This is a genomic window from Sagittula sp. S175, from assembly GCF_049800975.1.
GTDB lineage: Bacteria > Pseudomonadota > Alphaproteobacteria > Rhodobacterales > Rhodobacteraceae > Sagittula.
Genome location: NZ_JBNAGB010000031.1, coordinates 1 through 12,989, shown reverse-complemented (window position 1 = coordinate 12,989; position 12,989 = coordinate 1). Strand labels below are relative to the sequence as shown.

Here is a 12,989-nt window from a genome sequence, read left to right as displayed (position 1 = left end):
CTCACAATACATCTTGTGGTCACTACGTAGTTGGCAACGAGGTGTTGAAGTAGAGCGAGAGCGCAGTCGCCCAAGACGCTGATTTTTAACAGTTTACCGTCGACAGAAATCGGTGCCTTCAACGCCCCCAGGCCGCTCAACGGTTTGGTCTGGATTTATCCACAATATCTGTTAAGCTTTGCAAAACAATAAAGACTTGAGGGCAGTGATGAACGGGATACGGGCCTCCCAGAGATTTGAAGTCATGTCCAAGCGGCTTGGTAGTCGGTTGCGTGAACATGCGCAGGAAACCTTCCCACCGGACGCTCAGAAGGGCCTCCGACGCTTCGCCATGCGGGAAGCGGCTGAACTGCTTCGCATTAATCAGAATACCTTTCGCCATCATGTGTCAAACCTCGAAGGCTTTCCCGAAGGTGTCCTGGAGGGCGGCAACCGCCGTAGCTTCTCTGCAGAGGAGATGGTCGAGGCACAACGCGTACTTCTCGAGACTGGAAGGATCAAGCCAGAAGAACACCCGCACAGAAGACCGGGAGAGGCTTGTCAGGTCTTGACGATCTTCAACCTGAAGGGTGGTTCGGCAAAGACGTCATCTGTTGCCCATGTAGGACAACTACTGGGTCTGCGCGGCTACCGGGTCTTGCTGATCGACCTAGACAGCCAGGCAAGTCTGACAAACCTGTTCGGGGTTACTCCCGAGCTCGATCCGGATATGCCGACTTCATACGATCTTATCCGATCGGACGATCCATTGCCCGCAGCAGATATCATTCGCAAAACGAACTTCCCGACTGTGGATCTGATTCCAGCATCCATGGACATCATGGAGTACGAGTTCGAGGTCGCCTTGAGCTTCAGGCACGGCGCCACCACGTTCCATAGCCGCATCCGGGAAGCGCTTGAGCCCGTCCTCAACCGATATGATGTGGTGATATTTGACACCCCACCGCAGCTGAACTTCTCTGTGATCTCTGCACTCTTTGCATCAACTGGGGTCCTGATCCCGCTCAACGCGTCGATGCTCGATGTCATGTCGCTGGCGAGCTTTCTGGGCATGGCGAGCAACCTGATGGGCGTCGTCGAGGCACACGCCCCGGAACATGGACTGAACTTCGTGCGCGTTCTGATCACCCGCTACGAAAATACGGATGGTCCGCAGGTGCAGATCTCGTCTCTGCTTCGGACAGTCCTCGGGGATGCCGTGCTGTCTGCCGAGTTCCTGAAATCAACAGCCGTGGGTGATGCTGCGAACACCCAGCAGAGCATCTTCGAGGTCGAACCTCGCGACGTGAATCGCAGAACTTACGAGCGCGCGATCGAGTCCGTCTCGCGCGTGACCGACGAAGTCGAACGCGAAATCCTGAAAGCATGGGGGCGTAGCCATGGCGCGTAAGGTCTTCGGGGACTCACTCAAGAACGCGATGGGCAAAACGCCGCCTTCGGACGAGGATCTGGATGTGAAGCGAACGAGCCCAACTGTAGCTCGCGCACAAGCATCCGTGCTCGAAGAAGATAAACACGCCACGCGGCTGATCGACCCGACCGCCATACGGATGTCCGCGGTCATGGACCGCATCGATCCAAGCGATGGTCTGGATGAGCTTGTCTCGTCGATCCGCGAGCACGGTCAAAAGGTTCCAGTGCTGGTTCGCCGAACCCAGGACGGTGCGCTTGAGATCGTCTATGGACGCCGTCGGCTTCTCGCTTGTCGCCAACTTGGTCAGAAAGTGCGCGCCACGGTCATGGAGATGACCGACGAGGAAGCTCTCATTGCCCAAGGCGTGGAGAATAATGCGCGTCAAGACCCATCGTTCATCGAAAGGGCTCTGTTTGTCGCCGGGATCATTCGAGAACTTGGGAAAACCGACGAAACGCGCAAGAACGCTCAAACGATCGCGTATCGGGCACTTCAGATCGATGAATCGCTCGTCTCGCGGATGAACCGTATCGCTACGGGCATCCCGATGGAACTGATCCAGGCTATCGGACCTGCACACGGCGTTGGTCGACGGGTTTGGGAAAAGCTTTTCAGGCTGTGCGAGAAAGACGTCGCGAGAGCCCGAGAAGTTGCCGGCAAAATCCCTCGCAACGTACCGGGCCCCGACCGTCTCGAAGCGGCGGTTACCTTGCTGACAGCCACCAAACCGTCGACGCAGAAGACACATCCCAGTGAGCGCGTGAAGATCGGCCGAAAGGGCAACCGCATCACCATCGATGTGGACGCTGATCTTGTCCCTCGTGTTGAGGAGGCAGTCCGGAAACTGGTCATGGAGCTTCTTGACCGCGGTCAAGACGGGCCAAAGTGACGACCCCGTGTCTTGACCGCGGTCAAGAAAGCAACGAGCAGAAACGAAAGGAGGACCGGCTAGAAAAAGAAAGACCCCCCGAAAGCGATGCTTCCGAAGGGCCTCAATCAGTCTCGACACCTGATTGATACCCCCAAAACGAATCGATTTCAACACCGCTCGCGGTGAACGGGGATGCTTTTTCTTCCGAAACACCATGAGACATGCAACTGAAACAACAACCGCCCTGGCGGAACGGATATCTCTGCCCTGCCCTAACCCCTATGAGCTTCTGGGCCCAGTTCGCGTACTGAGGAAGGAGCTCGGTCTCACAGCCAATGACCTCGCCGTTCTGACCGCGCTCATTAGCTTCCTACCCCGCAAAGAACGTGAGATTCAGGACAGCCAGCGACTTACGCTCACTGTCGTGTTCCCATCGAACGCTTCTCTGTCAGAGCGCGCCAATGGACTCGATGAGAGAACACTTCGACGCAGCCTGGGACGCCTCTCAGCTGCTGAACTGATCGAACGCAAGAACTCAGCAAATGGCAAACGCTTTCCGCTGCGGTATGGAGGCGTTATCAGAGATGCCTTCGGCATCGACCTGATGCCCTTGATCCAGAGGTACGGATCGCTCTCGACGCAAGCCTTGCAACTCACCGAAGAACGCGAGCGCTTGCGCTCACTGAAGGCTGAAGCGTTGGCCCTACGAGCTTCGCTACTCCAACAGACACGCTTCGATGACGCAAAGCTCTCTACCCTCAACATGATCAGAAATGTCCTGCGTCGAGCAACATTAACCGTTGATGCAGTCCTGAGCGTTATCTCGGAACTTAGAGCCCTCGGAGCCGATACCGACGCAAGCTACGGTGAACACCATGCCGCAGAAAAAGCTGGTTCCGAAGATAATTTACAAGCTATCGAACACCGACCTTATGCACCAGAATCCAACGATCTGCCCGCCACAAACGGACAAAATGTCCGGCACATAGAGTCTATAAAAAAAGATACTAAAAAGATTGCTCCCTCTACGGTCAATCGCAGTGAACAAACCGCAAAAACCAAACCGACGATGAACCGAGACCCAGCACGCATGGCATGGGAGGATTTCACCCATGTTGCAGGATTTTTCCCAGAACCGCCGCGGACAGGAGAAGCCCTTACCCGCATTCTATACGAGCTCGGTCGATTGCTTAGAATAAGCCAAGACGAACTTCGGTATGGCATCCAGAAAGCTGGCGCGGGAAAACTGCTTCTCGTCTTCGACTACCTGATAGCAAGAGCAGACACGATCAAACACCCTGACGCCTATTTCGAAAGGATCCTACGCACACAACTTGCTCCCACGTGAACTTCTTGACCGCGGTCAAGAACGATCGTGAGAGGGAAAGGAGTGTTGGTTTGAGGGTGACGGGAAGCGAGATCGGGAGAGTGGCTTCCGGCGCCCGTTGTGGAGAAGATCTGATGACCAAAGCTGTTCGGAAAATCACCCTGTCCCCGTCCCGGGATATCCCTTTTGACAAGCTGGTGCTGAGCCAGTCCAACGTACGGCGCATCAAGGCTGGCGTGTCCGTCGAGGAACTGGCCGAAGACATCGCTCGCCGCGGTCTGTTGCAGAGCCTGAGCGTGCGGCCCGTGTTGGCTGACGATGGGACCGAGATCGGCAAGTTCGAGATCCCGGCCGGGGGGCGCCGGTTTCAAGCATTGTCCTTGCTGGTGAAGCAAAAGCGTTTGGCAAAGACCACGCCCATTCCCTGCATCGTGCGCGATGCTGCGTCCGACATCTTGGCCGAGGACGATTCCCTTGCGGAAAACATGCAGCGCGTCGCCCTGCACCCGCTCGACCAGTTCCGCGCATTTGTGGCGCTGCGGGACAAGGGTCAGAGCGATGCAGAGATTGCTGCCGCCTTCTTCGTGACGCCGCAGATCGTGAAGCAGCGCTTGAAACTTGCTTCCGTCGCCCCTGCCCTGCTTGAGGTCTATGCCGAGGATGGCATGACGCTGGAACAGCTCATGGCCTTCACCGTGAACCCCGATCATGCGCGTCAGGTTCAGGTCTGGGATGTGATCCATGCATCCTGGAACAAGGAGCCATTCCAAATCCGGCGCATGCTGACCGAGACCTCGGTCCGGGCGTCCGACCGACGCGCGGTTTTTGTGGGTGTTGAGGCCTATGAAGGGGCGGGCGGCACGATGTTGCATGACCTGTTCCAAGGCGATGATGGAGGTTGGCTCGAGGACCCTGCCCTGCTTGATCGGCTGGTGACAGAAAAACTCCAGGCCGAGGCTGAGACGGTTGCGGTTGAGGGCTGGAAGTGGATCGAGGTCGCACTCGACCTGCGCTACGGCTACAGCCACGGCCTGCGGTCCCTGGCCAGTGATCCGGCGCCAATGACGGATGACGAAGGTGCGGCCCTTGCCAAGCTGCTCGCCGAGTATCGGACGCTGGAAGAGGAATACACGGGTCAGGATGACATCCCCGACGAGATCGACACGCGGCTTGGCGTGTTGGAAACGGAGATGGAAAAACTCGAGACTCGGCCGTTGATCTTTGATCAGACCGAGGTCGGACGGGCAGGGGCGTTCGTTACGCTCGACCGCTCCGGAGCGCTGGCAGTCTATCGCGGGTATGTGCGTCCAGAGGATGAGCCCGTTGAGGAGACCGCGGTCCATGATGGTACTGATGCTGCGGGGCAGGGGGATGATCGTGATCTCACCGATGGCCATGGCAGTGTCGCTCATGTCGGAACCGTCATCATGTCGGGTGGCCATCCGATCGGAGCTGACTTGCCGGAGGATGAGGATGACGGGGCGCTGAAGCCACTGCCCGAGCGGTTGGTCATGGAGTTGACGGCCCACCGGACGCTGGCACTGCGTGAAGCGATCGGACGCTCGCCGGATGTCGCGCTGACGCTGCTGCTCCTGAAGCTGGTGACGGACACCTTCCGCACCTCCTCAGCTTCGGGCAGCTGTCTCGAAGCCTCGGTGCGTCACGTCTATATGTCAGCGCAAGCGCCCGATCTGAAGGACAGCGTGGTGGCCAAACTGGTCGACGAGCGTCACGCGGAATGGGAAGCCGATCTGCCGCTTGGCGATGATGCGGCGCTCTGGGACTATCTGACGGTCCTCGACCAGGGCAGTCGGCTGGCCTTGCTGGCGCATTGCCTCAGCTTCGGCGTCAACGCGCTGCATGAAAAGGTGAACCCATACGGTGCGGGCATCTCCGCTGGCGGTCTGACCCGGCGGATGGCGCATTCCGATCTTGTGGCGCGCGCGACAGGTCTCGATATGGTCGAGGCGGGATGGGAGCCGACCGTCGACACCTATCTCAACCGCGTGCCCAAGGCCCGCATCCTCGAGGCCGTGCGGGAGGCGAAAGGGGAGGGGACTGCCCAACTCCTCGATCACCTGAAGAAGGGCGAGATGGCCGGTGAGGCCGAGCGCCTGCTGAAGGGCAGCGGCTGGTTGCCCGAGGTCCTGCGCCGGAACGATCTCGTGGCGCTGGACGATGAGGACCATGCCGAAGGGCAGGGGGCGGATGTCGATGCCGAAGTGGCCGACAGCGTCAGTGAGGCTGACCTTCCTGCATTCCTGACGGATGACCTGCCTGCTGAAGGCGCGTCGATGCTGGCCGCAGAGTAACGTGTTCCAGCAGGGGGGCGGGCAATCCGCCCCCAATCAGCCTATAACATAACAATATCAATAAGATGAGTGCGATTATGCGCATTCGGAATGAGGAATCATGTCTGCAACAACCATCATCGACACCGCGCCCCTTGGGGCGCTCATTCGCTACACCGACGGCAGTCCCAAGCCACCGCCACGCTTCACGAAGAAGCTGGCGGCCTGGGAGCGTTCGAACGGTGTCGGCCGCCTTGTAAAAAAGGAGCCACCCCGGCCTTACGCGACCTGGACTGCTCCCGCGTCGTTCACGCTGCATGAAGGCAACTTCGCTTCGGACGGGGTGATCCTCGTCACCATCATGCGCAGCCATTCCGCTGACAGCGCCCTCGTCTTCGAGGTGGCCGAGGAGCCGAAGCCCGGGCAGGTGCGCGTGCTTCTGGACTTCGGCGGCAACACGGAGCTGCTGCATCTAGCGGAGTCCGTCACTGCGGCCGAGCTTTGGATCGCCAAAGAAGGATACCGCAACGCGCGGCTTGAAATCGTCGGCGATGAAGAGGGCGAAAGGGCAGGGGGCGCGGACCTGGCCGCCTGAGCCCAACTGAAACCGAGGGCCCGCCTCAGCGCGGGCCTCTCACCGACCACACCCTCGTCCCGCTATGACGCGGGGCGCCAAAGGAACCATCCCCAAGGAAGGACGTCTTCAACCAAGATCTAGGCCGGAAGGCTGGCGGCGTTCCAAACATCAGCGGGACAACCGGCTCCTGACGTTGGGGGACCATCCCCCGCTCGCCATTCCCTTCCTTGGCCCGAATCCCGTCTTCGAGATCAACCCGCGAGGGGTCGGACTACGGGCAAGCCCGTGCCGCCGGATGGATTCGGACGAGCCGAACGCACCCGGTGATGTCAGCCAGTATTCGGGCCTTCGAGGTCCTGTCGCGCGGGGGATGGTCCCCCGCCTCCAAGACAGGAGCCAAACAGATGTCCCGCAAAGATGCACACGCCTTCGCCGCCTCCCTCGCAGCCACCCTCATGGTCTCGATCGTCGTCTTCCAGGCAGGGGATGGAACCTTCGGCGCCGTCCCCGCCGATGAAATCGACGGCGACGAGGTCGTGATCGTCTCGGAGTACGATCCCTTCGGGTGAGGCTTTGGCCTCACTTCCCGAGGGCCCGGGCACGGCGCAAGTGCGCCTCCGGGCCTATCGGCGACCAAGTGATCGGCGATGCCGATCTGAGGAACGCCGGTTTGCCACCTGACGCAGATCGTCGTGCGGACACACGAGGGTTTCTGGAAGGTCGCTTGTAGTCAAAGCGGTCATACCATGAGGGCACCTCGGGCCCGACGGGCGTTCGATTCTGGCTAGGATGGGCGGTCACGTTGGGTCGAAATTCTTCTGAAAGACGTCACATGAGTCTTTAAAGATTCGGAAAGCTTCGCTACTGTTTGCCGAGGGCAGGAAGCTGAAAATGAATAATTGCAACGCAATAAGTGCATCAGCGGTAAGCAGGTTCTTTTCTAGAACTGTGATCAAGGAGCTGGCGAAGACGGGCCAATCGCCAATGTTCGCGAGGTTGCTTGTTGAGTCTGGAATTGACGGCGAACTCACTGAGAGCGTTACCATCGGCGAGGCTTTCGAGTGCGCGTTTGGATACCTTCGGCAAGCCGAATTTCGTCACGAGTATGCCTATAAGGCTGCACTCACCCACAGGGTTTTGCTGGGAACGCACTCGCTCAACACAGCTTCGATGATAACAGAGTTTCGTGTTGGTCGGTGTAAAGCCGATGTGGTCATTCTCAACGGCACCGGGACTGTCTACGAAATAAAATCTGAACGAGACAGTCTAACGCGCTTGGAGCGTCAGATTGAAGAGTATCGAAAGGTCTTCGCGTCTGTCAATGTGATCGTCGGTGAGAACCATCTGGCCTCAGTTCTTGATGCGGTGCCTTCGGACGTCGGTATTCTAAGGTTGTCTGGCCGATATCAGATCAGCGAGATACGGGCTGCACAGAACATCCCAGACCGTACATCCGCCGCCAACATCTTTGACGTTGTCAGTATGAGGGAGGCGGGCCTTATCCTAAAAGATCTTGGCTATGATCTGCCAGACGTGCCAAATACCCGACGGTACCAGGCTTACATGGAAGTCTTTCGCACTATCGCGTCAGCGGAAGTCCATCGCGCCATGGTGAAAGTGCTCAAGAAAACTAGAACGCTCACGCATCTTGCGCAATTCATTCAAGAATTGCCAGCTTCGCTTCAGTCTGTTGCCCTAAGCACCAAAATATCAAACGTTGAATTCGGAAATCTAATTGAGGTCCTCAATGTGCCTTTGGCAGAGGCAAAAGGGTGGGCAGCTAGTTGATCTACTTTCCTTATTTTAGGGGTAAGCAATACGAGCTGATTACGATCAGAGAGAGTGCCCTGACGTTAGGCGCAAGTGGCTTTGTTCCGATAGTGGAGCCAGTTAAATCGCAGCTCAATGGTTTGAATAAGACCATCGATGTAACCCTTGAAAAGGGGGCGGGCATAATTGTGATTGCAAATCCACGGATCGGGGATTTCTCGGACTACAATGCAGAGCTTGTGAACCTGATCAAAGACAAGCACAGTGAGGATAAGCAAGTCACCGTCGGGGTTTTGTTGGATGAGGCTACGTCGCTCGAACAAGCATCCGGGCTCATAAACACCTTTCAGGGTCACAACATTGCACTGGTGCACAGCGGGTTTTCTCAGTCGAAGGCTCTAGCAGCAGAAATTCAAGGCGTTGCGGGTATTGCGTGTAGCGTTTTCGAAGACGGCAAATCTGGCAAATTGTATCAGAAGCATTTTGCATTCCAACCGCACCGCGTGCTTCTGAGGAACGGATTCGAGAAGCGAAGGAATGCAGATCATCCTGATGTGGAGGTTTTTTCAGACTTGCATCTCACCTATGGTTTGGAGGGGATGACGGGGTTTGCGGACTTTCTTATGGTTGGCGATGACTATCAAGAAACTGGAGGACCTGCTTACACAGTTGCAATCCACCTGACCTACATAAATACAGATGACGACGATATTATGTACATCCGTCATTTTAAGTCTGATCGGCAGGACACTCCCACCGACCCTGCTGGGAAGTTTGCTGAAGCGCTTGCGAAGCTGATTTTGCACCTAGGGTCGGCGGACAACCGTTACTACGATACATCGGCAATTGCTGAGTTCAGAGAGCTTCATGAGAAGGGACACTATCCGGGTCTGGGCTATGTGAAGAAGCTCGCGATGAAACATCATATCGAGACCTTCGCAAAGTACTTTAAGGATAATCCGGCTCAGTGATGTTGTGCTGCCCAGAGTGTTTTGGGGACGCGGGCTTGCGCGATCAGATTATCCCCCAAAGATCATCCCAAACAGGAACGTGTCCGACGTGTGGCTCAGAGAACCAACCGCTTTTATCAGCTCGCGAGTTGGCGGATTATTTTGAACTGCTGTTGACGATCTATCCGCGCTCCGAGGGAGGGAAGTCGTTGGTTGAGTGGCTCAGCGCAGATTGGTCACTGTTCAGTAATCCCAATGTTTCTGAGGCTCAGGCGCAGATCCTGCTGGTGGAGGTTTTTGACGACGGTGAGATCGTGCGCGGGCAGTTCGGCCTGTCAGAGAGTTGTCGCACCGACAGCTTAGAACGATGGCGTGCGCTGACAGACGAACTCAAGTACGTCAATCGCTACTTTCCAGACAGCGTGATCGACACTGAACGCTTGGGGGTTCATCTCTCGAACCTAATTCTGCGCGATTGTGAGAAACCTGAAGTTTGGTATCGAGCAAGGATAGAGAAAGACGGACAGCCAATACCCATTGACAAAATGGGAGCGCCTCCGGCAATGCTTGCGACTTCAGGTCGCGCTAATCCGACAGGGATCCCGTACCTGTATCTAGGATCGACAGTCGAGACAGCGATCTGTGAGGTGCGCGCACAGCCAGGCGAGATCGTAAGCGTTGCCGAGTTTGTAATCGAAGCTGGTTTGAAAATTGTTGATCTGCGGGCTCCTAGAACCCTCGTTTCGCCGTTTCTGGAAGAGGATGAAGGCAGCATCGCTCTTCTGCGTGGAGACATCGACTTTCTAGAGATACTCGGCAAAGAACTGGCCACCCCAGTCGTTCCTGATAGCGCTGCAATCAACTACATTCCCAGCCAATTTTTATGCGAGTTCATCAAGAAGTGCGGGTTTGATGGTGTGGCATACAGCAGCTCACTGAGTGAAGGGATGAATGTTGCGTTATTTTTGCCAGAAGCAGCGACACCCCAATCAGTGGCTGAGTATGAGGTGGCCAGTCTTTCGTTAATATATCGCACATTTGTGCGTTAAGTCACGGATGCCAACTTCGATTTGATGCAACGCAGCACTTTTCACACCGAGCAAATGGAAACAGCGGGCGGCTCGCGTCGCCTATAGACTCAACTTATCGCTAGGTCGCTTGCGGTCTTCCCTTCCTCCAGCTCCTCCACGAACCACAGCGGTTTCCGCCCGCGACCGGACCAGGTGAGCGCCGGGTTCTCAGGGTTCCGGTACTTCGCCGCTGCAGGCGTACGGGAGGATTGTAAGCGGTCGCTGGACGGCACGGTCAGTTTAGCTTGACAGCTTGAAGTTCCACGGCAGCAGATCGTCGAGGCGGCTTTGCGGGTGGCCATTGGCGATCGCTGTGAGGGTGGCCTTGAGATAGGCGAAGGGTTCGATGCCGTTGATCTTGCAGGTCTCGATCAGCGAGGCGATGCGGCCCCAGGCGATGCCGCCCTCGTCGTGACCCGCAAAGAGGGCGTTCTTGCGATTTAGAGTGATGGGGCGGATCAGGTTTTCGACGCGGTTGTTGTCGATCTCGACGCGCCCGTCGGTCAGAAAGGTTTGCAAACCGTCCCAGTGATTGTGGATGTAGGTCAGCTTTTCGCCCAGCCGGGATTTAGCGGAGATCTTGCGGCGTTGTGCTTGCAGCCAATCACCGAATGCCACGACCAGTGGAGCACTGCGGCTTTGACGGGCAGACAGACGCTGGCCGGGCGAGACGCCACGGATATCGGCTTCAACGGTATAGATTTCGGCGATGCGGCGCAGGCCTTCGGCGGCGATCTCTGAACCATCGCGGTCAAAGACTTCCTTCAGCTTGCGGCGCGCGTGTGCCCAGCAATGGGCCACCCGAATGGGGGCACCGCCCTTGCGGGTCAGTTTGGTCAGTCGGTTGTAGCCCTGGTATCCGTCGATCTGCAGGATGCCGTCAAAGCCTGTCAGGAATGTTTCGGCATTCTCGCCCGCCCGACCGGGTGCATAGAAGTAGACCACACCGGGCGGATCTTCACCGCCCCATGGCCGGTCATCGCGGGCCAGGGCCCAGAGATAGCCAGTTTTGGTTTTACCGCGACCCGGATCCAGCACCGGGGCCGTGGTTTCGTCCATGAACAGCTTGCCGGATCGTTTCAGATGTTCGGCGAGCCGGTCGACGACGGGCTTGAGGTGGAACGCTGCCTTGCCGACCCAATCCGCCAGCACGGCACGGTGCAGATCAAGGCCTGCGCGCGCCAGGATCTGGCTTTGGCGGTATAATGGCAGGTGGTCAGCGTATTTACTGACCAACACATGGGCGATGCTGGCCTCAGTTGGCAACCCACCCATGATCAGGTGCGCTGGTGCTGGAGCTTGGGTCACACCGTCGGTGCAGGTCCGGCAGGCGTATTTGGGCCGGACGGTGACAATCACACGCAACTGGGCCGGCACGATGTCGAGCCGTTCACTGCGATCTTCGCCGATCTTGTGCATGACGCCGCAGCCACAAGGGCAGATCAGGCTATCGGGTTCGATAACCTCTTCGATGCGCGGCAGTGCGGCGGGCAGGTTGCCGATGGTGCGCTTTGGCGCAGGTTTGGCTGCCGTCTTGTCATCCGTTTTGGCAGCCAGATGTTCCTTCTCTGCCTCGACCTCGGCCAGCGCGATGGACAGGTCCTCGAAGGCCAGTTGCCGCTCATCCTCAGACAGCTTTTCCGACCGTTTGCCACGCAGGGCATGGTTCAGTTCGGCAATCAGATGCTGTTGGCGTTGGGTAATATCCTGAAGCGCTGCGATCGTTTCCATCAATGACGCAACCACTGCACGCTGCGCGGCAGGGATGGTGGAAAGGTCAATGACAGGCGTTTCAATCATGACCCGAGATTATGATAAAAACCCCAGTAAAAACACGCAAAAGAGAATGGTTGTTTCATTCTGTCGCAGTGGGTGGGCGTGTCTCCAGCGCCTTGACACGGCGCCAGTCCAGCCCGGCAAACAGGGCCTCGAACTGGGCGTGGTTCAGCGCCATCATCCCGTCCTTGATCGCAGGCCAAGTGAAGGTTGCCTCCTCCAATCGCTTATACGCCATCACCAGCCCAGACCCATCCCAATACAACAGCTTCAGCCGATCCGCCCTGCGCGAGCGGAAGACAAACACCGTCCCCGTGAACGGATCCTTGCGCAGCACCGATGACACGATTGCCGCCAACCCATCGTGACCTTTGCGAAAGTCCACAGGCTGCGTCGAGACCAGAACCCGCATGCGGTTTGAAGGGAACATCATGGCCGTGCCCCGATTGCACGCACGATCTCGGCTATCCGGTCAGAACGCGTCTCTGCGTCCAATCGGATCGTGACTTGGCCCATCGCAATCTCGATTGGTGCCGAGGGCGGTGCTGCAGGCGTGACTGGCTGCCCCGCAACAGCTGGCACATGCACCCCGCCGTTATCCGACACCATGACCGGCGCAAAACAGAAGCTGTCATCTTCAACCGCAGGCAAAACCAGCCGGCCATCGCGTGCCCGACTGCGCCATTCTGAAAGCTGGTTCGCGCGAAGCCCATAACGCGCAGCAACCGCATTCACCGTCGCACCCGGCTTCAACGTCTCAGCGACGATCAGCGCCTTGACCTCGTCGGGCCAGCGCCGCTGACCATTCCCCCGTATCTCTACGCCATAGTCCCTGAGAAACTCACCCGTAGTTGCCATCGCGAAACTCCCGCACCAATATCCGTCAGGCGCGGCATCGCAGGTCAGGCTATCGGCTGGAAGGTGGGGGCCAGGAAACGCTTAC

General features: G+C 57.6%; 13 protein-coding genes. 9 read left to right on the top strand and 4 right to left on the bottom strand.

Going from position 1 to position 12,989, the window contains the following annotated elements:
* The first annotated feature begins 244 nt into the window (after positions 1–244).
* The 9 genes from repA to ACP16H_RS23890 all read left to right on the top strand — a co-directional run bounded on the left by repA (position 245) and on the right by ACP16H_RS23890 (position 10,249).
* A complete protein-coding gene (gene repA, locus ACP16H_RS23930; RefSeq protein WP_157729110.1) occupies positions 245–1,390 on the top strand; it encodes a plasmid partitioning protein RepA in 1,146 nt (381 codons plus the stop codon).
* Positions 1,380–2,303, top strand: a complete 924-nt coding sequence (locus ACP16H_RS23925; protein WP_089423473.1) for a ParB/RepB/Spo0J family partition protein — start codon at positions 1,380–1,382, stop codon at positions 2,301–2,303. The genes repA and ACP16H_RS23925 overlap by 11 nt, the downstream gene beginning before the upstream one ends.
* A 196-nt stretch (positions 2,304–2,499) precedes the next feature.
* Positions 2,500–3,633, top strand: coding sequence for a helix-turn-helix domain-containing protein (locus ACP16H_RS23920; RefSeq protein WP_425074702.1), 1,134 nt, complete (start codon positions 2,500–2,502; stop codon positions 3,631–3,633).
* Between the two features lie 113 nt (positions 3,634–3,746).
* Positions 3,747–5,924 carry a ParB/RepB/Spo0J family partition protein gene (locus ACP16H_RS23915; protein ID WP_425074701.1) on the top strand — a complete coding sequence of 726 codons (2,178 nt, stop codon included), beginning with the start codon at positions 3,747–3,749 and terminating at the stop codon, positions 5,922–5,924.
* 100 nt (positions 5,925–6,024) lie between these two features.
* On the top strand, positions 6,025–6,498 hold the full coding sequence (locus ACP16H_RS23910; RefSeq protein WP_425074700.1) for a hypothetical protein: 474 nt from the start codon (positions 6,025–6,027) through the stop codon (positions 6,496–6,498).
* Between the two features lie 386 nt (positions 6,499–6,884).
* Entirely contained in the window at positions 6,885–7,049 is a 165-nt protein-coding gene (locus ACP16H_RS23905; RefSeq protein WP_007803240.1) for a hypothetical protein, read from the top strand.
* 322 nt (positions 7,050–7,371) lie between these two features.
* On the top strand, positions 7,372–8,268 hold the full coding sequence (locus ACP16H_RS23900; protein WP_425074699.1) for a sce7726 family protein: 897 nt from the start codon (positions 7,372–7,374) through the stop codon (positions 8,266–8,268).
* Positions 8,265–9,221, top strand: a complete 957-nt coding sequence (locus ACP16H_RS23895; protein WP_246156775.1) for a sce7725 family protein — start codon at positions 8,265–8,267, stop codon at positions 9,219–9,221. Before ACP16H_RS23900 ends, ACP16H_RS23895 begins: the two co-directional genes overlap by 4 nt.
* Positions 9,222–9,256: 35 nt before the next feature.
* Positions 9,257–10,249: an RES family NAD+ phosphorylase gene (locus tag ACP16H_RS23890; RefSeq protein ID WP_425074698.1), complete on the top strand. Its 993-nt coding sequence runs from the start codon at positions 9,257–9,259 to the stop codon at positions 10,247–10,249.
* 89 nt (positions 10,250–10,338) lie between these two features.
* Here ACP16H_RS23890 and ACP16H_RS23885 read toward each other — a convergent pair whose 3' ends face one another.
* From ACP16H_RS23885 to tnpA, 4 genes are all read right to left on the bottom strand, one after another.
* Positions 10,339–10,572, bottom strand: a complete 234-nt coding sequence (locus ACP16H_RS23885; RefSeq protein ID WP_425074697.1) for an H-NS family nucleoid-associated regulatory protein — start codon at positions 10,570–10,572, stop codon at positions 10,339–10,341.
* Complete coding sequence (gene tnpC, locus ACP16H_RS23880; protein WP_425074648.1) at positions 10,511–12,001, bottom strand: IS66 family transposase; 1,491 nt, start codon at positions 11,999–12,001, stop codon at positions 10,511–10,513. Before tnpC ends, ACP16H_RS23885 begins: the two co-directional genes overlap by 62 nt.
* Positions 12,002–12,125: 124 nt before the next feature.
* Positions 12,126–12,479, bottom strand: a complete 354-nt coding sequence (tnpB, locus tag ACP16H_RS23875) for an IS66 family insertion sequence element accessory protein TnpB (protein ID WP_425074649.1) — start codon at positions 12,477–12,479, stop codon at positions 12,126–12,128.
* A complete protein-coding gene (gene tnpA / locus ACP16H_RS23870; RefSeq protein WP_425074650.1) occupies positions 12,476–12,904 on the bottom strand; it encodes an IS66-like element accessory protein TnpA in 429 nt (142 codons plus the stop codon). Before tnpA ends, tnpB begins: the two co-directional genes overlap by 4 nt.
* Positions 12,905–12,989: the final 85 nt, after the last annotated feature.